Genomic DNA, 22,868 nt, shown 5'->3' with positions numbered 1-22,868 from the left:
TGGCAATATTATCTATTGGGACGAGAGCTTGAAAACCACATCGCTTTAGCGCATGTACCTGTAGCTCACGCGCGATTTTAGTCACCTGTAAAAGTATTTAATTTCCTCTTGAGATTTTAAAAGTTAATTATGCTATATATGATAGCATAAATATCAAAAGGTAGGTCGAGCCAAAATGATAATTTACGAGTTCAAAGTCAAAGCTAAACCAGAGCAATATCAAGCAATAGAAGAAGCCATTAAAACATCTCAATTCATCCAAAATAAGTGTTTAAGATATTGGATGGATAACAAAGGTATAAGTAAATATGACTTAAATAAATATTGCAAAGTATTAGCTAAAGAGTTTAAATGTGCCTCGGAACTAAATTCAATGTACGTCGCCAATCCGACGGCTCCCCTACGACAATCGGCTGCGGAAAGAGCTTGGTCTGCAATATCTAGATTTTACGACAACTGCAAGAAAAAAATTAAAGGTAAAAAGGGTTATCCTAAATTTGTGCGATGTAGAAAGTTAAGTTAAATGAGTACAGAGCAGTCTCTGTTAGTGGATTCTGTCCCACTATCCCCACATAAAAGAGTCTATGACTCCGGTCACATTGATAGTAAGTAATGAACTCGTCGGCTCTAAATTCTAACTTACCTGCCTTAAACTCGTCAATAGCTTGTGCCAGATCAAAAGTTACAGTACCGCCTTTAGGAGATGGCATTAAACCTCTCGGTCCTAATAAACGCCCTAGTTTAGCTACTTGAGGCATCACATCAGGTGTAGCGATCAAGGTATCAAAATCCATCATCCCTTTGCTAATTTCTTCAATTAGCTCCTCCGATCCAGCTAAGTCCGCTCCTGCGGCCAGAGCCTCGTTAACTTTTTCACCTTTGGCAATGACTGCAATTCGGACGGTTTGACCAGTTCCTTTGGGTAAGGCCACTGTAGTTCGTAGCTGTTGATCTGTATACTTAGGATCAATCCCTAAGCGAATATGAGCTTCTGCTGCTTCTGAAAATTTTGCTGTAGCTGTTTCTTTTAAAACTTGAAGCGCCTCTTCAGGTTCATAAGGTCGCTCTTCTACTTTTTTTCTCAGTTCTTCTAATCTACGAGAGACTTTTTTTGGCATTTTATTCTCCTGGGGTACTTAACGAAGCTCTGCTTCTCCCCCTAATATCAATTTACTTTTGTTTCTATTTCTACTGTAGAATGCAGATATTTTAGGACTCGATTAATTAATCAAATCAATCCGCAATCGTAATACCCATATTTCTAGCTGTGCCTCCTACAATTTTCATCGCAGCTTCAATGTCATTAGCATTGAGGTCTGGCATTTTTGTTTGGGCTATTTCTTGCAATTGAGCTTTTGTAATTGAGCCTACCTTTGTACGATTTGGTTCACTTGAACCACGTTCTACACCTGCTGCTTTTTTAATTAAGACTGCTGCAGGAGGGGTTTTCAGAACAAAAGTAAAACTACGGTCTTCATAAACCGAGATTTCTACTGGAACTACTGTACCAGCTTGGTCTGCAGTTTTGGCGTTATACTCTTTACAAAACGCCATAATATTCACACCATGCTGACCTAAAGCAGGACCTATAGGCGGAGAAGGGTTAGCCTTTCCCGCCGTAATAGCCAACTTGATCAGCGCCACGACTTTTTTTGCCATTATTTATGCTTTTCTACCTGATTAAATTCTAATTCTACTGGCGTATCTCGTCCAAAAATGGATAATAGCGCTTTCAATTTACCTCTTTCTGGACTTACTTCAATTACATCACCTTCAAACTCTTTGAATGGCCCTGAGAGAACTGTAATATGATCTCCTTCTGCCACTGTCACCTTGAGCATTGGGTCTTGCTCTTGAGCTCGTTTAAAGACTCTTTCTACTTCTGAAGGACTCAGTGGTAACGGCTTAACATGACCACGACCCCTTCCATAGCGACGCTTTTGTTCAGCCCCTACAAAGTTAATCACATGTGGGGTACTTTTGACAACCTGCCATGCTTCGTCATCAATTGTCCATTTTTTTTGTTCCTCTATCCAATTTAGCCTCATTTGTACTAATACATAGCCAGGAAAAACTTTTTCTTCACTATGTTGGCGACTGCCATCTTTACGAAGCCTAACTGCGGGTGTATGAGGTATTTCTATTTTAAATATTTTATCTGCAACATCAAGAGTTTGAATACGCTGGGTTAAATTAGCCTTAACTCGTTTTTCGCAACCAGAGGCAACTTGTACTGCATACCATCGTAATTCTCCTTTGAGAAACTCTCTGGGCTTTTCTTCCCCCTGGTTTGATTGCGTTGTGTCTTGTGTTTCTTCAGGATATAATTTCATCCAAATACCACCCCAGCTGCCCAACTAAAGAACTCATCTACTAGATAAATGATTGTTGCCGAGAGAATAACCATTAACAGTACAGCAACAGACTCACTGATGAGCTGCTCTCTGCTTGGCCATACTACTTTATCTAGTTCTTCTTTTGTTTCTTTGAAAAAAGCTAGAAGCTGGAAACTTTCCTTGTTTTCTTGTACTCTAACTTCCTCTTTTTTGGCCACAATAACTTATCTCCCTAAGTTTTGGATTTTCAATTTATTTACTTATACTTAATTGTTGGGATTTTTTACTGTATTTACTGTATAGTCTTCCCAAATACTATTGCTAATGGTTGTTTTATAGATTCAGATTCTTAGTTCATTGGTACGACTTAGAATCTCAAGGAAGATTCTGATAATATTACATTTATACACTGGAGTCTCAGCAATCTACTTACTATAGCACAAATATTGTCCGCAATGAATAACTGCTTTTGATGTCAGCGACAGCAGTAAAATTCGCATAGAAATCATTAGGAAACCTTTGCCTTAGTAAAAATTCTCTATACAAAAATATTATTGGTTAATTTGGGTAGATATAAAAATATCTACGATGAAAGAATATCTTGATTGACTTTAAGTATTAAGCGCGCCCTGGAGGACTCGAACCCCCGACATCAGGTTTTGGAGACCTGCGTTCTACCAACTGAACTAAGAGCGCATAGTTGAGGCCTTAGATTAAATCTTAATGACCTCTACTTGATCTAGTATAACATAACTTTTCATCAAGTTCCAAATAATTTCTTAAACCATCTTGGAGACTATAAAGGACGATCGAATCTTTGCTTGACACGGGTGGCCTTACCAATACGTTCTCTCAAGTAGTAAAGTTTAGCTCTACGAACCTTACCTCGACGGATTAGTTTTATACTAGCAATTCTAGGAGAATGGAGCAGAAATACCCTTTCTACTCCTACACCCTGGAAAACACGACGAACTGTAATAGTTTCATTGATTCCTCCATTCCGCATGGAGATTACAGTACCTTCGTAGGGCTGGACTCTTTCTTTTCCTCCTTCTATAATTTTGACTCCGACTTTTACAGTGTCACCTACATAAATTTGAGGCAATTTCTTTTTCGAGCCTTGTTTGAGGTTTTCTATTTCCTCGGCTTCAATTGAGCGAATGATTTCTTGGGCTGTCATAATACTCTTTAAAACTCACAATCTATTACTATATATCAATTATTATGAGCAATGCAAGCAGCAACAAAATGATGAAAGACTGCCCATTCCCGATCAAATATTAGTTTTGCTAGTTTGATGATTATACCTTGGACATCTTCGTCAGTATTTGAGTCAAGGAAAAGTATCTCAGTTAAAAAATAAACTTTCCGCATTAAAGCTTAATCATCTTAATGTAATGTGGAGATATCGTGGAGGTAATATGTCCCCAATTTTATAGCTAAATTCAGTTAAAGAATAGTCATATCGATAAAAATGGGACATTATTCATTCAAGTATATATATGAAAGAAACTGTAAAAGTTGACATCCTCTCCGGCCTAAAGGCGCTGATATTCCTACTGAACGATAGATATTCGGTGGGTTGACGTTTTGCTGGGGCAGAACTGCAGCTAACATAGGAAACTAATTTTAAAGATTATAGCATATTTTCTGCTACAGAAATCTTAGGAAAAGTCCTCCTTTGAGGACGAGGCTTCAGACCCAATTTTCCTGTGAAGTACCCAACAGCAAACTTTGTTTATAGTGGGCTTCCTAATTCAACAGCCAATGCCTAAATACAAGGGAAGCAAATACTCATCTTCCACAGGCTAATTGTTGAGATTCACTTAGTTATCGAGATTAATACTGCAGTTCCAGCATTTATTATATTAAAGCACAATCAATTCCCGCGATTTATTAGGGGCTGTGTGGGAATTACTGCCACATATTTATTAGTTCTGCCCCAATCCCAACGTACCTTATGGAGTGGGACTTTTCGCGGTATTAGTTAAAAGACCTATAGGGAAAATGAATACTCAACCCCCAAATCAGGGAGCCGAAACTCCCAAATCACCAGAAGAAGTCCTGAAATTAGTGATTCAAGACTTAGATAGTTTTCGCCAAAATCTGACAAATCAGTTAAGCCAAGATGTATACAGACTGAGAGTCGAGAAAGAACAGCTTAATGAGGATATCAGTAAATTACGAAAGCAATATGAACAGTTGCAATCTAAACAACTCGAATCTTTATCTCAGCGACAAATAGCCCAGCAACAATTATGGCTTAAACAATTAGCCCAGGTTTTGGCTAATAACTTACAAAAACAGTTAGGCCAAAAAATTAGAGATTTAACGGAGAGTGTCGATCCGGGACTACAACAAGCTGGTATTCCAGGGGGAGAGTTACCAATGACTAATCCTTCAAATAACTATTATGGGACTACTAATGAATTTGGAGATTCTTTATCTGGTGTTGTGACTGGAACATTTGAGGCATTAAAACAGGAGTTGGATAGTTACCAAAGTGACCTTTCTGTACAGTTAAATAGTATGCGTAGTATGGAACAGCAGGGTGAGGTCATTCTAGAAGCTTTGGTCAGTCGTCTTCAGGCACAACTGGAAAATAATAATACAGTTTCATCTAGAACTTATGAAGTTTCCCAGTCTGGGTCTAAGAACTCAGCAAATACTACTTCTTCAGGAAAATCAATGTTGACGACATCTCCTGTGGAGTCCTCAGAAGTATCCCCTAAGTCCAAAACTGAGTCTACTGCCAAACCTAAAAAATCTGCTTCTCAAGTTCAGGTAGGTTTGATTTTGGCTTTACTTTCTGCAGCACTGTTATCTTTATTTAATGTTTGTATTAAAGTTATCCTTAATACGCCTCCACAACCTAGTAAAATTTTCGGCTTATTTCCGGTGGAAGGGTTGATAAATCCTAATGTTGGTAATTCTTTGTTAATTTTATTACTACGACTCATTGTAGTAATGTTGTTGATGCCTATCGTCGCAACATTTCTGTATCCTGCGGTTTGGAGCGATATTGAGCGCCTGATCAAATCCAAAGATTTTTCTTTATGGTGGAAAGTTATTGGTAGTGCTTTCTTTTTGTTCTTATCTCAGGTATTGATATATATTTCTATAGGTAATATACCTACTGCTATTGCTATTACAATTTTCTTTATTTATCCAATTATTACTGTTTTAGTATCTTGGGGATTATTTGGCGATCGCCCTTCTATGATCAGAATTTTTGCTATGGTTCTGATTGTTATAGGAGGGTTTTTAGCTCTTCCTAGTGGAGAGGGTGATTATCAACAAGGAATTTTGGCTGCTGTGGGTGCTGGAATTACTTTTTCTGGGTATGTTATTCTCACACAAATGTCAGCAGGAAAACTTCATCCTATTCCTTTTAGTTTAGTGAACTTTGCCGGAATTTTTGTATTTTCTGCTTTAGGTTTGATGATGCCTTTACCGACAGAATGGTCAGTTAATATTAATATAGACCCTAGTGTTAATGTATGGTCTGGTTTAATTGTTAGTGGTATTATTCTGGGAATTTTAACACTTTCTAGCTATGTATTAAATAGTTTTGCTATTAGATTTGCTGGAGCTGCAAGAGCATCTATAATTGGTACTTCTGGTCCGGCATTGACTGCTTTATTTGCTCTTTTTGTTATTGGAGAAGTTTTATTATTCAAACAAATTATGGGAATGTTATTGGTGATTATTGGTGTTGCTGCGATGAGCTTTGAAAGAATGTTTGCAGCAAGGCAAAAAACAAGTTAATTTAAGCATTTCCTGCGGAATGCTGCGCAAACAGCTATTAGCAGTCAGCTCTCAGCAATAATACCCTGCTTTTAAGGACATAGTTTAAATGAATATAGACTTTAACGACTTTTGTAGTAAGATTAATTCTAGCTCAATTAATACAGCTTTAAAGCCACACGAAAAGCAATAGCTGATAGCTGACGGCTGAATGCTTACACATTTTCCACCCATAAGAAGCACAAGAAAGACTTGTTTTGAGTTTTTAACCCATACAATTAAAGCTAATGAAGCTGATAGCTGAAGTTCGCAGTTCCGGCCATAGGAGGCAAGTTTACCAATGGATAATGGATAATGGATAATTGATAATTGATAATTAATCAATTCGGTTTAAAGCTTCTCCTTTTAAGGAGAAAAAAGTGGTCGAGGGATGGATGGGTTTCCGATTAATCCGAGTGCTATAAAATAAGAATCCCAATAATACATTTCTTGAAACATTCCTTGATGGCTAGGAACTAAATATGGATAAGGTAAATCAAGTAAAGTACCACCTTTTTTTTCTTGCTTCTTAGCTTCACGCTGTAAGCTATGCCAATAGTTATTAATATATTCTAGTACTTGCTCAACTTGTTTTTTCTGTAAATTTTTCATAATACTCACTTTGGTTCAACAAAATTTTGCTTACGACTGCCAAGAATGTTGGCTACAAATAGCTAGTGCCGCTGCGCAGAAGTTAAAAGTCAAAAGTTAAAAGTCAAAAGGTAAGCATTCAGCCATCACCTATTGCTTTTAATTTTAGATAAAAGCTTTACTAATTGAGTCAGAATTTATACTTATACCATTTATCGATGAAGTGGCACTTAATATAAAGACGAGAATAGTCAGTTTAATCAGGTCTGAGCAATAATTATTAAGCGCATTGTTACAGAGAAATAGTATTACGAGCCATTTCAGTTATCAGTTTTTTAGTTTTTAGATTGAAAATTATCTTTTTAGTCAAAGGGACATCTTCTGTAATTTCAGTTATCAGTTATCAGTAAAATCTTTTAGTCACTCCAATTATTCATAACATTCTTTTTTCACGCTTGGTATCACATCTTCATTCATGGCCATAATTCTCAAGTTTTCTCAACTTATATCAAATCCGGTTATTATGTATCATGTGTTTCAAATTCCGCTTTAATCCTTCTTCCTTCTTCCTTCTAACTTCTTCCTTACCCTAATGTACGGTTTCCACGAACTAGCACTCTACCTCACCGAGTGCTAAATTTTTATTTGGAAGCAATAGGAGAAAGTATATGGCCAAGATTGTAGAATTTAATGATAAATCCAGACGCGCTCTAGAGCGAGGAATAAATTCCCTAGCTGATGCAGTCCGAATCACTATGGGTCCAAAGGGTAGAAATGTATTATTAGAGAAAAAATTTGGCGCACCACACATAGTGAATGATGGGATTACCGTAGCCAAAGATATCGAACTAGAAGACCCTCTCGAAAATACAGGTGCTAGACTTATTCAGGAAGTGGCATCCAAAACAAAAGATATTGCTGGAGATGGTACAACTACCGCTACAGTTTTAGCTCAATCTATGATTAGAGAAGGTCTCAAAAACATAACTGCTGGTGCAAACCCAGTAGCAGTGCGTAAAGGGATTGAAAAAACTATTAATCAGCTAGTCAAAGAAATAGAAGCAGTTGCTAAACCAGTAGAAGGAGGAGCGATCGCTCAAGTAGCTACGGTTTCTGCTGGTGGCGATGCAGAAGTAGGGCAAATGATTGCTGAGGCAATGGATAAAGTTACTAAAGATGGGGTGATTACTGTTGAAGAATCTAAGTCTCTCTCTACAGATTTAGAAGTTGTTGAAGGGATGCAAATCGACCGTGGTTATCTTTCTCCCTATTTTATTACTGACCAGGAGCGGTTAGTAGTTGAGTTTGAAAATTCTCGCATTCTCATCACTGATAAGAAAATTTCCTCTGTTCAAGATTTAGTACCGGTGCTAGAAAAAGTTGCTCGTGCGGGTCAATCTCTTTTAATTATTGCTGAGGATATTGAAGGGGAAGCTTTAGCTACTTTGGTTGTTAATAAAGCACGGGGTGTATTGAATGTTGCTGCTGTGAAGGCTCCTGGTTTTGGCGATCGCCGTAAAGCTATGCTCCAAGATATTGCTATTCTTACGGGTGGTCAACTTATTTCTGAAGAAATAGGTCTGAATCTGGAGATGGCAGATTTAGAGATGATGGGAGTTGGTCGGAAAATCACTATTAACAAAGACAACACCACTATTGTTGCTGGTGGGGATACAGCAGAGGAAGTGAAAAAGCGCATTGCTCAAATTCGCGGACAGCTTGAAGAGAGTGATTCTGATTATGACAAAGAGAAATTACAGGAGCGCATTGCTAAGTTAGCTGGTGGGGTAGCAGTGATTAAAGTTGGTGCAGCAACAGAAACCGAACTTAAAGACCGCAAGTTAAGAATAGAAGATGCTTTGAATGCTACTAAAGCTGCTGTAGAAGAAGGTATTGTGCCTGGTGGTGGTACTACTTTAATTCATTTGGCGAGTAAGGTTGATGAGTTGAAAGGTAGTTTAAGTGAGGAAGAGCAGATTGGTGCTGATATTGTCAAACGTGCTTTAGAAGGACCTTTACGTCAGATTGCTGATAATTCTGGTGCAGAGGGTTCGGTAGTTGTAGAGAAAGTACGTTCTACTGATTTCAGTGTTGGTTTTAATGCCATAACTGGTGAATATGAAGATATGATTGCTGCTGGTATTCTTGACCCGGCAATGGTAGTACGTTCTGCGTTGCAAAATGCGGGTTCCATTGCTGGTATGGTATTAACTACTGAAGCTGTGGTTGTTGAGAAACCTGAGAAGAAAGCTGCGGTGCCAGATATGGATGGTGGCATGGGCGGCATGGGCGGCATGGGTGGCATGGGCGGCATGGGCGGCATGGGCGGCATGGGCGGCATGGGTATGCCTGGCATGGGTATGATGTAATTTCGCCTGTTTATATTAGCCAAGCTTATATTAGCCAAGGATTGAAATCCTTGGCTGATCGCTTAAGTCATCTAAAAGATGACTAGATTATTTATACCGTCTTTTTGTATTTATGAATACTGAGAAGATGACGAAATTGTGCTTTTTTTCATATATACTCAGACCCTAATTTTCCTACGAACTATAAATCTGACAAGTCAGTAGATTTTTAATAAAATTCCCAGTGCGGGCATCTTATACCCGCTACAGGTGTACTTCACTGATATGACGCCCGCCATATCTATTACTGCAAAATTGCCTGAACTTCCTCAACGCTCAAACCAAGAGTTTCAGAAACTTCCTCCATACTTAAACCTATTGCCAACAACCGAGAAATAGCATTCCTTTGGACAAGCAACGCCTTTTCAAGTTCAGACTCAGCACGTTCAAGTTCAGACTCACTACGTTCAAGTTCAGACTCAGCACGTTCCGCTCTTGCTTTTTCAATTTCCGCACGTTCGTTTCCTATTAACAGCAAATTACCTTCTGCATCCCACCAACGTAACCACAACATAAATTGATTGTCGTAATTACCTTGCCAAAGTCCTAATTCTACTCCCAAACGCTCAATAGGATAGTGACCCCGCTCATTTGGTGACATCTGCTGGTAATACCCATCCACCAAGTGATAAACTTCCAGATGACCGCTTGTAATTTCGTAAATGCCGTAATAAGGAATTCGGATAACCTGTTCGTATACCCAAAACTTTCCAGGTTTAATTTTCTTTCCCTCAGATGTTCGGGATACAGGCGTTCGATCTCGTTCTTCTGCACCATCACCTGATACCAACTCTAAAGCAATAAATGGTGCAATATGTTCTCGCCAGATAACATAAGAGCGACGATATTGACCATCCAGTAAAGGGGGTACATTAGGAACATAAAACCAATCTGGGCAAACTGCACCTTGTTCGGGAGGGTCTGTTTCCCGCCAATAGATGCCACAGTCTTGTCCGATCGCATATTCTCCATCAGGGTGAATACGCTGCAAAACTGGAGTAATGGAATCTGTAAGAATAATGCTTTGGGGATGCTCTTGAAAGTTTTTCACAAATGTACCGTCTGACTCTGGTAGTTGGGTATGGTCTGGAAAAGACGGTGGTAGTTCAGTTTGAATTTTTGTTTCTGTCATCACTAACCCATCCATATTTGATATGTTGTCTGATTTTAACAAAAATCTAGTTGTTTTTTTAGGAATTGCTGGCCAGAAAATGTATAACTGTTACTTTCTTTGTTGGGTTTCATAACTTCAACCCAACCTACAAATACTTCAAACTTCTAACTTTTGACTTCATAAAGCGTATCTCTCTGCCGATCGCTTCTCCCTAAACTCCTAATAGCTTCTTGCAAATTTTCGACTTCCATACAAGTACCTCCAACAGCACCTGCCATTGTTGTAATATGTTCCTCCATTAATGTACCGCCAATATCATTACAACCCCACTTCAAGGCTTCTTTTGCTCCATCCAAACCAATTTTTACCCAACTTGGTTGATGATTAATTATCCAATTTCCTAAAAATATTCTCGACACTGCTGTTAATAACAAAACATTCAACAAAACAGGTTGGTCGCGTCCCACTCTCTGACGCAAAGGTGCAGGTGCTTCTTGCCCGACAAATGGTAATAAAATAAATTCTGTTATTCTCGCCGGATAATTTTTTTCAATGGCAGTTTGTTGGAGAAAGCGCAACCTCTCCAAATGTAAAATCTGTTGTTGAGGGGTTTCAATATGACCGCACAACATTGTACTTGTGGTTGGCATTCCCAAACGATGTGCTGTGCTGACTATTTCCAACCAAGTTGCTGTATCGATTTTTTCCGGGCAAATAACCCTTCTCACTGTATCATCCAAAATTTCCGCAGCAGTACCTGGCATCGACCCCACCCCCTCATCCCGCAAAGCAGCAATTACATATTCATAACTTACGCCATCCTCTCTAGCAATAAACTGTACCTCTTGGGGAGAAAAAGCGTGTAAATGTAATTGAGAAAACTCATCTTTAATACCTTTTACTATTTGCAAATAATAAGGTAAAGATTTACCTGCAATTTTAGCTTGAAGATTTAATCCTCCCTGCATACAAATTTCTGTTGCCCCTCGTTGTACTGCATCATTAGCTTTTTCCAGAATTTGACCAATATCTAACCAAAAAGCACCCGCATCCCCCTCATCTCGGCGAAAAGCACAAAAACTACAATGTTGTTCGCAGATATTGGTGAAATTTATATTCCGGTTGATAACGTAAGTAACAGTATCTCCTACTTGTTGTTGTCGGAGTTTGTCTGCGGTTTTCTGGATAGTTGTTATTTCTGTGGGAAGTTGAGTTAAGGGAAGTTTTCCGAAATTTGCTTGAGAGGTTGGGGATAACAATAATAGTGTCTCTGCTGTAGATAGGTCATAACCTTCTAAGGCGCGATTTAAAATTGTCTCTAGGTTTTGGTTTGTCAAGTTGAAAGCGGTCATATTTATTAGGTTAAAAGTAAGAGTGAGAAAGTTTAATCGAGATATTAATCAGAAAATAGTCAACTTTTGGCGCAGGAGTTTACACAGTCAATGGTTACTTTTGCTGGTTTGGATAGCGATCGCTACTTGTTTACGTCTGACTAATTTAGATGGTAAACCACCTTGGACGGATGAATTTTCTACTTTGGTTTTTAGTTTGGGTAATAGTTTCCAGGATGTACCACTAGATCGAGCGATCGCTCCTGATATTTTACTCCAACCCCTGCAACTTCATCCCAACGCCGAAATTAAGGATGTTGTCGATCACCTATTAACTCATAGTAACCACCCACCTGTCTATTTTATCTTGACTCATTGGTGGATGCAGTTTTTTTCTAAAGAAGGGGAGTTAGTTTCTCTATGGGGTGCGCGGTCTTTGAGTGTTATATTTGGTGTTGCTTCTATTCCTGCTATTTATGGTTTGGCTAAGTTGGCTTTTGATTCTCGGTTAGTGGGACAACTTGCTGCTGCAATAATGGCTGTTTCTCCTTATGGTATTTATCTTGCTCAAGAAGCTCGTCATTATACTTTAGCTATTTTATTTGTTATTGCTTCTTTTAGTTGTTTAATTATTAGTATTCGCCATTTTCAGCAAGGTCAATCTTTGCCAATTTTTACGGCATTTATTTGGGTAGTAGTTAATAGTTTAGGTATTGCCACCCACTATTTTTTTACTTTGACTCTCTGTGCTGAAACAATGGTGTTAATTTCTCTATTTTTTGTTGAAGAAGGAAGAAGGAAGAAGGAAGAGGGAAGAGGGAAGAAGCAAGAAGGAGAAAGGAATAAATTGATGGATACTCAAACTTTTACCAAAGAAGGAACAGGGAATAAGGGAGAAGAAAGAAGGAAAAATTTGATGGATACTCAAACTTTTACTAAAGAAGGAAGAGGGAATAAGCAAGAAGGAAGAAGAAAAAAGTTGATGAAGGCTCAAACTTTTACTAAAGAAGGAAGAGGGAATAGGGAAGAAGGAGGAAGGAAAAAGTTGATGGGGACTCAAACTTCTACCAATTTTCAAAACCCTGTAGATGGCGGGGTATTAAACTCAAAAGAAAAAGTTGAAGAAGGAACAGGAGAAAAGCAAGAAGAAAGAAGAAAAAAGTTGATGGATACTCAAACTTTTACTAAAGAAGGAAGAGGGAATAAGCAAGAAGGAAGAAGAAAAAAATTGATGGAGGCTCAAACTTTTACTAAAGAAGGAAGAGGGAATAAGCAAGAAGGAAGAAGAAAAAAATTGATGGAGGCTCAAACTTCTACCAATTTTCAACACCCTGTAGATGGCGGGGTATTAAACTCAAAAGAAAAAGTTGAAGAAGGAAGAGCAGAAAAGCAAGAAGTAAGAAGGAAAAATTTGATGGATACTCAAACTTTTACTAAAGAAGGAAGAGGGAATAAGCAAGAAGCAAGAGGGAATAAGCAAGAAGCAAGAAGGAAAAAGTTGATATATACTCAAACTTCTACCAAAAAAGGAAGAGGGAATAAGCAAGAAGCAAGAAGGAAAAAGTTGATGGATACTCAAACTTCTACCAAGGAAGGAAGAGGGAATAAGCAAGAAGCAAGAAGGAAAAAGTTGATGGATACTCAAACTTCTACCAATTTTCAACACCCTGTAGACGGCGGGGTATTCAACTCAAAAGAAAAAGATAAATTTTCTAGTTTCAAAGTTAAAAAATCAGGTAAATTTACTCCCCATATTCCGCTAAAATCACTTGCTAGTTTCTACATAGTAATTTTGGGAACTTTAGCTGGTGGTTTAGTTTGGCTACCTTTTTGGAAAAATGGTTATAGCAGTGAACTAACAGAATGGATTTCGATTAGCGATAGTAACTTAAAAAGTTTGCTCAGTCCGATTTTTCAATACCTGGCTACAGGGATTACTATGTTATTTTTATTGCCGATAGAATCTCCGATTTTTCCTATAGCCATTATTTCTGTCGCGGTGATGATTTTATTTTTCATCTGGCTATTTCCTCTATTTATTAGTGGCACTATTAATTGCTTAAAAAATTCTGATATTAGTATTTATTTCATTACTTTTGCCGGAGTCATATTAGCTAGTACATTATTATTTTTTGGTTTTACTTATATTTTTGGTATTGACCTAACTAGAGGTGCCCGTTACAGTTTTGTTTATTTTCCAGCAGTAATTATTTTTGTAGCAGCAATTCTCGCGCAAATTTTTGAACGGCAGTTTGTTAAAAGTAAGTTTTTGAATGTCTTAATTTGCACAACTACTGGCAAAAAAGCGGTAATTTTAATTTGGTTAATGGCTTTATTAAGTGGCTTAACTGTTGTTTCAAATTTAGGCTATCAAAAATATTACCGACCAGATTTATTGGTCTCTCTGATAGAAAAAAAATCTGACAAGCCGATAGTTATTGCTACTATTCATAACACTCATGTTGAAACTGGGGAATTGATGGGAATAGCTTGGAATATGAGAAAAATTTTTCAGCAAAAATGTAGAAAAAAGAGTATTTGTCAAGAAAAATATTTAGAGGGTGTAAAATTTATTTTAGTAGAGCAAAAAACCGATAGAGAAAATACTGTCAATTCACTTCAGGAAATTATCAATAGACTGGAATATCCTTTTGATTTATGGTTAGTAAATTTTGCGAGTGATTTTAATATTGCAGTAGAAAACTGTCAGGTTAATAAAGGTGGATTTCTATTAATAGATGGTTATAAATATCAGCTTTATCATTGCCATTTTTCGGGTTGATAAATATGGATTATTACTCTGCCAATCCACCACTAATTAATAAAGTAGGTGGAGCAAAGTTACGCGCAAATTATTGCCTTATGTTGTTGTTATACCATTTTGAAAAAAGAATGTTACGAATAGTAAGAGGGATAAAAATAATTTTCAGGAGACATCCCTTTGACAAAAAAGATGATTTCCAACCTAAAAAGTGGTATTGAAGCCATTCCCATACAACTCCTGACTCCTGACTTCCCCTCCTGGGAGGGGGAGGGGCGAGGGGTGGGTTGACTCCTAAAAAATTCCCTAGTTATTTGTAGCAAACATTTATCAAAATGGTATTACCCACCAGAGGACAGAGCAGATTAGACAATCAGATGATTAACTTCAGAGCTTCAACAACGGCAAATTGTCACTGAAATTTCCTGCTCAAATGATAATAGATTTTAAACTATACATATATTAAGGAAATAATTATCCAAAAATATCTACTTTCGGATTTCATCATTCCTGACTGTGCAACGCCATCAATTCAATAGCGATCGCTTGTTTCCTGTTACCAATTGACAGCGATCGCCTGTTTGTGATTTTCCATTTTTAGTCAAAGCTGTTATCTTTAAAATAGCAACTTTTTCCTGACTATTCTATTGCACTATTTTAGATGAAACAATCCACTACCAATAGCGTTTATGTGTAAGTCCTAACTATGCATAACTACCTATTCTTTTCTCACTTTTTCTGGAACTGCTACAGGAGATAAACCAGCGATCGCTCTTAAATTTTGACACCTAACTAACTCGGTAAAATTCAGATTATTACGCCCTTCAATTTTGGCTACATTTTCAATTCCTTGTAATAAATAATTTGCTGCTTCAGCTTCTTGATAACCTCGTCTGGTTGCTACTCTAATTGCCATTTCATCTGCTGCTAATTCTGTTTGTGTACTATGATTATTTTGCCAAATTTTGATTAAACCAATTGTACTTAAACCACCTGCAACTAATATTCCAACTACATCTGCTTCGCTTAATTGGGAAATTAGTCCTATTAAACCAACTGCAAAAATACCTTGATTCAGATTAGGCTTAAACCATTGAATTTCACATAACCAACTGACAGTTTGTAACATGATTAAATCCCTTTGTTCTTTGGGTAAAGTCATCCATAAGTCAAAATTTAGATAGATTATCCGGTCATTTTTCCAAGGTAAAGGAAAGGTTGTTTCAATAATTTTAGGTTGTTGATTTTTACCAACTATTTTTGTCATCATTCGCCCAGAAGCAGGCATGATATCTAATAAGCGGGTAGTTTCAGAAAGTTCTGGATTCATATTTTTTAAATTAAGGAAGAGGGAAGAAGGAAGAAGGAAAAATATTACATTGTCTGAGTTTTAAGCTGTTTATCTCTCCTAACCTTTCCTTTGACTGCTATAAGCATTATTTTTTTAAATTGGAATTAAACTGCTTTTAAACTATTGGATAAAATTTGCAAAACTTGGGTGATTTTTTCTGTTTTGGCCTCTGTGGCACTAATTAACAATAAAAATACATTTCTATCAATCTGACGGGCTAAAATTATTCCACTTATCGGTTGTGCATTATTATTCATTGTTACACTACCACTCCAAGGTAAAGTAATTTCTCCTGGTTTAATTATTTGAAATTCTTGTGGTTGAAAACCTTCGCCTCTAGCAAATTCATTTATGGCAATTATCGCTAAAGTTTGATTATCTAATTGTTGTAAATTAACTTGAGGTTTGACTACTACAGTATAAGCTAAATTTCCTTCTGACGATTCAAATACTGGTACGCCAGCAATGATTTTTTGTTGATAACCTTCTATAATTCCAATCTCAAATCTACTATCTTTATATGAGCGAGAACTCAAAGTGATTAATGAATTAGTAATATCTTCAGCTTGGGCAGGTTTAAGTAAGGATATTTGATGCCAATTCCCAACAATATAATTGAAAATAAATAAAGTTAGAGCTGTGAATAATCCTATACTAATTAAGCGCCATTTTTTCATATATATATCAATCCTATTTCAGTTTTGAAAAAAATATCTTTTTTAGGCAACAGGCAACAGGCAACAGGCAACAGGTAAGAAGGTTTGCCGGACTTTTTACTGTTAGTAAATAACTAACTCTTGTTTGACATTTCATTTGAAAACGCTATACCACCTAAAACCTACTACCTACCAGCTACTACCTAAAACCTAAAATAGTAGGGTCGCCAAAATCAAATAATCCGGCGACACAACCTGTCATTAAAGTAGCAAGAGTACCAACCCATAGAGCTTTCCAACCAAGAGCAGAAAGTTCTGATCGCCTCGATGGTATGAGATTTGATATTCCACCGACAAAAATTCCATAGGATGCTACATGGGTAAAACCACAAAGAACATAACTAACTATTAGTAAGCCACGATCGCTAATTTCTCCAGCCGCTTTTAGTTGTGCCAAAGTAAAATAAGGAGGGATACTTGTTTCAAATAATCTACGTCCAATTAATATTGAAACTTGCCAAAGTTCGCTCCATTCTAGAGATACTCCGGTGAGAAAAGTTAGAGGTAAAAATATCGCTCCTAAGATATTTTGTACAGTAATTATTTGAAATATATTTCCTAGGGGACTTGGTAGATTTGCTAAACCATTAAATATGGCATTAACTAATGCAAGTAATCCTAAAATTACAATAATTACTGCCACAATTCCTACTGCCATTTTTACTCCATCTATCCCTCCATTCATTAAACTATCCATTGGGTTTGGTAATTGGTCATTTTCTTTTTTTTTCTCAGATGGAACATGACCTAAAGTTTTCGGTTTCTCGGTTTCTGGTATCAAGAGTTTCGATAGTACAAAACAAGCAGGAATAGTCATTATTGATGCTGAGACTAAATGCCCAGTAATGCCAGGAAATGTTGGTCTGAGAATAACTGCATATATGCCTAATATTGAAGAGGCGATCGAACCGAAACAACAAGATAAAATAGTACAAAGTTCGCTGCGGGTCATATCCTGTAGATATGGTTTGACGGCAATTGCTGATTCTATTCCTACGAAGATATTTGCCGCTCCAGATAAAGATTCTGCTCCACTAATTTTCATTGTTTTTTGGAAAATTTTAGCAAACAATTGAACAATGGGCTGAATAATATTTAGTCGATATAATAGACTAATTAACCCAGAAAAAAAGATGATTTGTGGGAGAGAACGAAAGGCAAAAATAAAGCCCAAATTAAGATTATCCGGAGTGAGGCGATCGCCTGGAATTTCTACATAAGGAGTACCTACGGTTCTAACTATCCATCTAGCTGCGGGGCCTGGTCCAACAATGCGATTAGGGTCTGGGACAATTACTGAATTAGAGCCGCCAAATAAAAATCTGGCCCCTGCTTCTGAAGCATCTAGTAATGTATTTAAAAGATTATTGATTTGTGCAATGAGGTCACGGGTTGGCAATACGAATATTAGCAAACCAATAAATAGTTGTAATCCTATTCCCCAAAATATAACTTTCCAAGGAATGATTAGGCGATTTTCTGAACCTAACCATGCAATAAAGCACAAAATTACAATTCCAATTAAAGATATAAAATTTAATAACAGATTCATTTGATTAGGGTTGAAGAAAGAAAGAAGAAGTAAGAAGGAAGAAGGAAGAGGTAAGAAGGAAGAAGTAAGAAGGAAGTAGATAGGGAATCAAAACCCAACCAATTTTAGAGGATATCTGAAAAGTTTTTTGATACTGAATTTTGCCCCCCTATCCCCCCAACTTTGGGGGGGAAAAAGAGTCAATTTGCTTGCTCTAGTCCCCCAAAATTGGGGGATGCGCGGGGGCTTGGATTTTGACTACAAAAAAATCTCTTAATTACAGAAGATTCTACTTTAGTAAGGTACACCTATGGTGGGCAAGATGCCTGAAATAGAAACATTTAATTGTTAATCTATGTACTTCTTATGGGAGAAATCTACTGTATTTTTCTCTATTCCTTCTAACGCTTAATTTAATTTCAATGCTATATCCTAAATAAGTTGTTCTTTTAAGTTTAACTAACTCTGGGCTAACAGCTTTTAGTTATTAGCTTGGGCTGAAATGCTCGGCTGATACGCCAGATAATTTAAGAGGGGTTAAAATATCCTTAGAAATTGCTTTTCTTTCGGTTTTAGTATAAATCTAAGCAGTAATGCTGAGTACTGAATTGCCGTTTGCGGAGTATTCCGTCAGGAAATGCTTTTTAACTTTCAGCTACAATATTGACATAAGTAAATCTATATGATACTCATTTTAAATAATGGAAGCATTTAGCCCAACTCCTCCTCAATGGACAGAATCCTCAATTCATGTGTTTCAGTTCTGCTGTCCTAAGTGTGGGGCAGGTACAATAGACGCACAGGCAGTTTGGATTAATCGACGTTCCCCTGTCTATGGAGAAAATAGTCGTCGCAAATGGCAAGAATTTTATCATTGTAAGTGTGGTTGTAGTTGGTGGGCCTGGAGTAGCGATCGCCCACCTTCTAAATATGCTCCTAGCGATCAAGATGAAGATGAGTGTAATGATTTAGATCCTTTCAGTTAGAAACTTAGGGTAGTCCTGCTTAACGAAGTCAGAAGTCAGAAGTCAGTAGGAGTGGTTTCCTACGGAATGCTCCGCAAACGCGAACCACCCGTACAGAAGTTATTTTTGTAACGGGGATTTGAGCTTCGCTCCAAAAATATTGCGCTTTACAGCGGTTTTCATTTGGGTAAACCACAGTAGGGACGTTCCATGGAACGTCCTTACAAGATTTTGCTTGTGAAGATGTGGTTCATCAATTTGAAAAGCGCTGTAAAAGGTGGGGTTTTAGACCCATATTATTTTGATAATAATGGTATTCAGCGAAATAGTATATAACAAACAGGAATACCTGGTACGGGAGCAAGATGCTCCCACTTTTCTTGTAATAAACATTGCCGGACAATGCACGACCACCAGAGTCATTTTTCCTTTTTCTTTCCTCCCCTTTTAAGGAGAAAAAGTGGTCGATCTTCGCAGCTTCCCGAAGGGTGGGATGGATGGGTTTCCTAACCATATCCAATCGACTAAGAGAAAAGAAATAATATTTCCTTATATTCAATTCCGTAACGGTTTTAACCAGAGGTAATTATCAATTATCCATGATCAATTATCAATTAATGAACCCTCTTTTCTGGAGATGTTTAATGAATGTCGTCTGGAGGTCATTTCAGTTATCAGTTATCAGTACCTCTAGTTAAAGTCAGAGGCTTGAAATATTGAACTTTATTTTCTCTTGGTTGATTGGATATGGCTTTGAGACCTCGCCATCTCTCGACCGCTTTTTCATCTCCTTGAAAGGGGAGGCTTCAGACCTTATTTTTTGGTGATGAATAAATGTTTTTAAATGAAAGAAATATCTTACTAATATCTCAGCAGAGTTTAATTTTATTCGCCTACTTTTTAATTTTTTCAAAATCTGTAATAGCAGAACCTAGCAAAAACAATGTTCTTCTGATAAATAAACAACAATTTGTTAATCAAGCTGAAAATTTTGCCCAACAAAGAATTATTCCATCTCAGCTAAAAGCTATTAGAAAATGGGAAGAATAATTATTAAAATGGCAAACATTAGGAGATAAATCTCAAGCAGCATTGACCTTAATTAAACTTGGTGAAGTTTACAAAGATATTGGCGCAACAAACCTGGCATTAGAACATTACAATAAAGCATTAAGTTTATATCGATAATTTGATAACCGCCTCCAGGAAGCATTTGTTCTTAGTCAAATTGGTAATATTTATATTATTGAGTTAGAACGACTGGAAAAAGAAAGAAATTTTCAATCATTTCATGGTTTATTTGTCAATTCTGGTCAGTCTCAATTATTGTTAGAAAAAATTCATAGCACTCCGGAAAAAGCTTTAGAACTTTATCAGAAATCTCTGAAAATTTACCAGGAACTTAATAATTTATCTGGAGAAGCTAGTATTCTGAATAAAATGGCTCAGAGCCGATATTTATATGATGGTAATGAAGAAAAACAGAAATTACTGCAAAAATCTTTAGCTATTTATCAAGAAATTGGGGATAAACAAGGAGAAGCTTTTGTTTTGGGTCTTCTTAGTGAATTGAATCTGATTGAGTATAGAAACGATGAAGCAGGATGGGATTTATTTAATCAAGCTATGACAATTTATCGGGAAATTACACCTCAAAATGGCGATGATTTTATGGTAGGTCAAGCCAAAGCAAATCTATTAACAGTTGCTGTGGATTATTGGTGGTCAGATAATCAACAAAAAGCTTTGGAATTATACGAACAGTCATTAAAAATTTATCAAGAAATTGAGGATAAAAAAGGCAAAGCACTGGGGATAAAAAAGATGGGCGATCGCTATGGTTGGTTAGAGGATAAAGGAAAGCAATTAGAGTTTTATAGGGAAGCACTGAGTATTTATCGAGAAATTGGCTATGGTATTGAAGCAGCTAATATTCTGGATAGTTTAGGAAGAGTTTACTCTGATTCAGGAGATTTAGAAAAAGCATTAGAATTCTACAATCAAGAATTAGAAATACTTCAGGAAGCTAGTCAATTTTATAGTCATATCGGAGATTCAAAAACTCCCTTAATTTTTGAATATCGTCAGCCGATTATTTGGTTTGCTATTGGAAATATTTACTCTAAATTACAAAATGGAAAAAAAGAAGTAGAGGCATATAAACAAGCAAGAAAGATTTATCAAAAGTTGCGAGATAATGAAGGAGAAATAGATTTTCTGATTAAAATTGCTGAATACTATGGAAATCAAGAAAATCTGGAAAAAATGGTGGAATTCTTAACGCAGGCTGTGACAGTTTACCAGGAAAAGGGCGATTTTCAAGCTGAAGCTAATCTCTTGCGTGACAAAATTGCCGGGATTTATTTCTATAGATTGAAAGATTCAGAAACAGGATTTGAAGTTCTGAATAAATCTCTGAAAATTTATCGACAAATTGGCGAAACCGAAGAAGTGGCAAAGACTCTCAGTCGGATTGGCTATTTATATCTCTATACTGCTGAAAATGAATTAGAAAATCCATTAGAAAGTAAACGCAAAGCACTAGATTTTTATAATCAAGCTATTTTATTTTATCGAGAAATTAATGATTTTAGTGAAGAAGCATATATCCTCAGAACTATTGGTAAAATATACTATGAATTAGGTAGTAAAAAGAAAGCTTTAGAAGTATTTGAGCAAGCGGGAAAAGTTTTTCTAGAAAATGGTGAAGATAAAAAAGCAGTAAATATTTTCACCAATATTGCTCGAGAAGACTATATTAAATTTGGAGATAAGGAAACTGCTTTACAATTCTATTATCAAGCCATCCCAATTTCTCAAAAATTAGGAGATTACAAAAAGGAAGCATGGATTTGGCGAACTATTGGTCAGCTTTACTATGAATTAGAAAATCCAAACAAAGCATTAGAAACTTTTAATCAAGCACAAAGTATTTATCAAAAAAATAATGACCGTTCAGGAGAAGCTTGGACAATTTATGAAATTGGTAAAAGTTACACTACATTAGGAGATTTCAAAAAAGCTTTAGATTCCTATCAGCAAGCTTTACCTATTTATGAGCAAGAAAATGATGCACCTTTTCGAGAAGAACGAAGCCTTGATATATTTATTAGAATGAGTCGAATCTATGCCTATTTAGGAGATTCATACAAAGCTCTAGAATTCTGCCAAAAATCCTTGAACTATGGTCAAGAAATTCTTCAATCAAAAACAATTTCAAATACAGAAGTATTTAGGGAAATTGGTAAACTGTGCTATCAAATTAACAGTCCTAAAAATGCTTTAAATGCCTTCGATCAATATCGTATAATTTATCAAAAACTTGGAGCAGACCGAGAAGTAACAGGTCTAATGCGAATTGGTAAAGATTATACTGAATTAGGAGACCCAAAGCAGGCATTATACTTTTTCAATCAAGCTAAGAAAGTTTATCAAAATAGTAGTTTTGATGAAGGAGTAATAAATACTTTAATTTGGATTTCTAGAATTTATTTTCAGGCTGGAAATTATCAAAATGCTTTAGATTCTTTAAATCAAGGTTTGAGAATTGCTCAAAAAATTGATAATCCTAACAAAGAAGCTTTAATACTAAGTGAAATTGGTGATACTTATTCCGAATTAGGAGAGAAAGAAAAAACTTTAGAATTCTACAATCGAGCATTGATAATTTACCAAAAACTCGGAAATTATCGCCAACAAACTGATATTTTGAATAAAATTGGTAAACTTTACCAGCAATTCGGAGATTTAGAAAAATCTCTAACATTTTATCAGCAAGCTTGGAAAATTGCCCAAGAAAATAATCCTCTTGATTTAGTCTCTATCTCTATAAATATTGCTACAATCTACTCTGAACTTGGAGAATTAGAAAAAGCCTTAGAATTTTTAAAACAAGCTTTAAATTCTCATGGGCAAAATAATTCTTCTTTGCATACAAAGATAGGTAAAGTTTATTCTAATTTAGGATAACTCGAAACA

General features: G+C 36.5%; 19 protein-coding genes and 1 tRNA gene. 7 read left to right on the top strand and 13 right to left on the bottom strand.

Annotation, left to right across the window (positions count from 1 at the left end):
• The first annotated feature begins 175 nt into the window (after positions 1–175).
• Positions 176–523 carry a hypothetical protein gene (locus F6K18_RS07685; protein ID WP_287519862.1) on the top strand — a complete coding sequence of 116 codons (348 nt, stop codon included), beginning with the start codon at positions 176–178 and terminating at the stop codon, positions 521–523.
• Here F6K18_RS07685 and rplA read toward each other — a convergent pair.
• From rplA to rplS, 6 genes are all read right to left on the bottom strand, one after another.
• Positions 492–1,118: a 50S ribosomal protein L1 gene (gene rplA, locus F6K18_RS07680; protein WP_287519861.1), complete on the bottom strand. Its 627-nt coding sequence runs from the start codon at positions 1,116–1,118 to the stop codon at positions 492–494. The genes F6K18_RS07685 and rplA overlap by 32 nt on opposite strands.
• 115 nt (positions 1,119–1,233) lie before the next feature.
• Complete coding sequence (rplK, locus tag F6K18_RS07675; protein WP_287273850.1) at positions 1,234–1,659, bottom strand: 50S ribosomal protein L11; 426 nt, start codon at positions 1,657–1,659, stop codon at positions 1,234–1,236.
• Complete coding sequence (nusG, locus tag F6K18_RS07670) at positions 1,659–2,333, bottom strand: transcription termination/antitermination protein NusG (RefSeq protein ID WP_124146809.1); 675 nt, start codon at positions 2,331–2,333, stop codon at positions 1,659–1,661. Before nusG ends, rplK begins: the two co-directional genes overlap by 1 nt.
• On the bottom strand, positions 2,330–2,554 hold the full coding sequence (gene secE, locus F6K18_RS07665; protein WP_124146810.1) for a preprotein translocase subunit SecE: 225 nt from the start codon (positions 2,552–2,554) through the stop codon (positions 2,330–2,332). The genes nusG and secE overlap by 4 nt, the downstream gene beginning before the upstream one ends.
• Positions 2,555–2,959: 405 nt before the next feature.
• Positions 2,960–3,032 (bottom strand) — tRNA-Trp (locus F6K18_RS07660).
• Between the two features lie 100 nt (positions 3,033–3,132).
• Positions 3,133–3,516, bottom strand: a complete 384-nt coding sequence (gene rplS, locus F6K18_RS07655; protein WP_124146811.1) for a 50S ribosomal protein L19 — start codon at positions 3,514–3,516, stop codon at positions 3,133–3,135.
• Positions 3,517–4,343: 827 nt separating this feature from the next.
• Here rplS and F6K18_RS07650 point away from each other — a divergent pair.
• A complete protein-coding gene (locus F6K18_RS07650) occupies positions 4,344–6,104 on the top strand; it encodes an EamA family transporter (protein ID WP_287519860.1) in 1,761 nt (586 codons plus the stop codon).
• 384 nt (positions 6,105–6,488) lie between these two features.
• Here the strand turns inward: F6K18_RS07650 and F6K18_RS07645 are convergent, their stop codons facing one another.
• Positions 6,489–6,734, bottom strand: coding sequence for a trehalase family glycosidase (locus F6K18_RS07645; RefSeq protein ID WP_287519859.1), 246 nt, complete (start codon positions 6,732–6,734; stop codon positions 6,489–6,491).
• Between the two features lie 647 nt (positions 6,735–7,381).
• Here F6K18_RS07645 and groL point away from each other — a divergent pair.
• The gene (gene groL / locus F6K18_RS07640; RefSeq protein ID WP_287519858.1) at positions 7,382–9,082 is read left to right on the top strand and encodes a chaperonin GroEL; all 1,701 of its coding nucleotides are present in this window, start codon (positions 7,382–7,384) and stop codon (positions 9,080–9,082) included.
• A gap of 283 nt (positions 9,083–9,365) precedes the next feature.
• Here groL and F6K18_RS07635 read toward each other — a convergent pair whose 3' ends face one another.
• Both F6K18_RS07635 and cofH read right to left on the bottom strand, forming a co-directional pair.
• Complete coding sequence (locus tag F6K18_RS07635) at positions 9,366–10,253, bottom strand: Uma2 family endonuclease (RefSeq protein ID WP_287519857.1); 888 nt, start codon at positions 10,251–10,253, stop codon at positions 9,366–9,368.
• Positions 10,254–10,399: 146 nt separating this feature from the next.
• Positions 10,400–11,587, bottom strand: a complete 1,188-nt coding sequence (gene cofH, locus F6K18_RS07630) for a 7,8-didemethyl-8-hydroxy-5-deazariboflavin synthase subunit CofH (protein WP_287519856.1) — start codon at positions 11,585–11,587, stop codon at positions 10,400–10,402.
• 22 nt (positions 11,588–11,609) lie between these two features.
• Between cofH and F6K18_RS36475 the strand changes: the two genes are divergently transcribed.
• Positions 11,610–14,348 carry a glycosyltransferase family 39 protein gene (locus F6K18_RS36475; RefSeq protein ID WP_353735024.1) on the top strand — a complete coding sequence of 913 codons (2,739 nt, stop codon included), beginning with the start codon at positions 11,610–11,612 and terminating at the stop codon, positions 14,346–14,348.
• 113 nt (positions 14,349–14,461) lie between these two features.
• Here F6K18_RS36475 and F6K18_RS07620 read toward each other — a convergent pair whose 3' ends face one another.
• The 4 genes from F6K18_RS07620 to F6K18_RS07605 form a co-directional block, all read right to left on the bottom strand.
• Positions 14,462–14,650, bottom strand: coding sequence for a hypothetical protein (locus F6K18_RS07620; RefSeq protein WP_287519855.1), 189 nt, complete (start codon positions 14,648–14,650; stop codon positions 14,462–14,464).
• A gap of 395 nt (positions 14,651–15,045) precedes the next feature.
• Entirely contained in the window at positions 15,046–15,657 is a 612-nt protein-coding gene (locus F6K18_RS07615) for a DUF3318 domain-containing protein (RefSeq protein WP_287519854.1), read from the bottom strand.
• Positions 15,658–15,782: 125 nt separating this feature from the next.
• The gene (locus F6K18_RS07610; RefSeq protein ID WP_287519853.1) at positions 15,783–16,355 is read right to left on the bottom strand and encodes a hypothetical protein; all 573 of its coding nucleotides are present in this window, start codon (positions 16,353–16,355) and stop codon (positions 15,783–15,785) included.
• Between the two features lie 178 nt (positions 16,356–16,533).
• Positions 16,534–17,946 (bottom strand): NupC/NupG family nucleoside CNT transporter, encoded by a 1,413-nt coding sequence (locus tag F6K18_RS07605; protein WP_287519852.1) that lies wholly within the window; start codon positions 17,944–17,946, stop codon positions 16,534–16,536.
• A gap of 680 nt (positions 17,947–18,626) precedes the next feature.
• On the opposite strand from F6K18_RS07605, the gene F6K18_RS07600 reads away from it, so the two are divergent.
• From F6K18_RS07600 to F6K18_RS07590, 3 genes are all read left to right on the top strand, one after another.
• On the top strand, positions 18,627–18,911 hold the full coding sequence (locus F6K18_RS07600) for a hypothetical protein (RefSeq protein ID WP_287519850.1): 285 nt from the start codon (positions 18,627–18,629) through the stop codon (positions 18,909–18,911).
• A gap of 813 nt (positions 18,912–19,724) precedes the next feature.
• Positions 19,725–19,940 carry a hypothetical protein gene (locus F6K18_RS07595; protein WP_287519849.1) on the top strand — a complete coding sequence of 72 codons (216 nt, stop codon included), beginning with the start codon at positions 19,725–19,727 and terminating at the stop codon, positions 19,938–19,940.
• 276 nt (positions 19,941–20,216) lie between these two features.
• Positions 20,217–22,859, top strand: a complete 2,643-nt coding sequence (locus tag F6K18_RS07590; RefSeq protein WP_287519848.1) for a lipopolysaccharide assembly protein LapB — start codon at positions 20,217–20,219, stop codon at positions 22,857–22,859.
• Positions 22,860–22,868 lie beyond the last annotated feature (9 nt).

The sequence above is a fragment of the Okeania sp. SIO2C2 genome (assembly GCF_010692625.1).
Lineage (GTDB): Bacteria > Cyanobacteriota > Cyanobacteriia > Cyanobacteriales > Microcoleaceae > Okeania > Okeania hirsuta.
The sequence above is the reverse complement of the archived record's forward strand: the minus strand, read 5'-3'. Positions and strand labels throughout refer to the sequence as shown.

What these genes read in the sequence shown, in the direction of transcription:
- rplA (WP_287519861.1), bottom strand. Translation starts at nt 1,118, where the DNA reads ATGCCAAAAAAAGTCTCTCGTAGATTAGAAGAACTGAGAAAAAAAGTA.
- groL (WP_287519858.1), top strand. Translation starts at nt 7,382, where the DNA reads ATGGCCAAGATTGTAGAATTTAATGATAAATCCAGACGCGCTCTAGAG.
- F6K18_RS07650 (WP_287519860.1), top strand. Translation starts at nt 4,344, where the DNA reads ATGAATACTCAACCCCCAAATCAGGGAGCCGAAACTCCCAAATCACCA.
- rplK (WP_287273850.1), bottom strand. Translation starts at nt 1,659, where the DNA reads ATGGCAAAAAAAGTCGTGGCGCTGATCAAGTTGGCTATTACGGCGGGA.
- F6K18_RS07595 (WP_287519849.1), top strand. Translation starts at nt 19,725, where the DNA reads ATGTTTTTAAATGAAAGAAATATCTTACTAATATCTCAGCAGAGTTTA.
- cofH (WP_287519856.1), bottom strand. Translation starts at nt 11,587, where the DNA reads ATGACCGCTTTCAACTTGACAAACCAAAACCTAGAGACAATTTTAAAT.
- nusG (WP_124146809.1), bottom strand. Translation starts at nt 2,333, where the DNA reads ATGAAATTATATCCTGAAGAAACACAAGACACAACGCAATCAAACCAG.
- F6K18_RS07645 (WP_287519859.1), bottom strand. Translation starts at nt 6,734, where the DNA reads ATGAAAAATTTACAGAAAAAACAAGTTGAGCAAGTACTAGAATATATT.
- F6K18_RS07610 (WP_287519853.1), bottom strand. Translation starts at nt 16,355, where the DNA reads ATGAAAAAATGGCGCTTAATTAGTATAGGATTATTCACAGCTCTAACT.
- F6K18_RS07615 (WP_287519854.1), bottom strand. Translation starts at nt 15,657, where the DNA reads ATGAATCCAGAACTTTCTGAAACTACCCGCTTATTAGATATCATGCCT.
- rplS (WP_124146811.1), bottom strand. Translation starts at nt 3,516, where the DNA reads ATGACAGCCCAAGAAATCATTCGCTCAATTGAAGCCGAGGAAATAGAA.
- F6K18_RS07600 (WP_287519850.1), top strand. Translation starts at nt 18,627, where the DNA reads ATGGAAGCATTTAGCCCAACTCCTCCTCAATGGACAGAATCCTCAATT.
- F6K18_RS07635 (WP_287519857.1), bottom strand. Translation starts at nt 10,253, where the DNA reads ATGACAGAAACAAAAATTCAAACTGAACTACCACCGTCTTTTCCAGAC.
- F6K18_RS07605 (WP_287519852.1), bottom strand. Translation starts at nt 17,946, where the DNA reads ATGAATCTGTTATTAAATTTTATATCTTTAATTGGAATTGTAATTTTG.
- F6K18_RS07685 (WP_287519862.1), top strand. Translation starts at nt 176, where the DNA reads ATGATAATTTACGAGTTCAAAGTCAAAGCTAAACCAGAGCAATATCAA.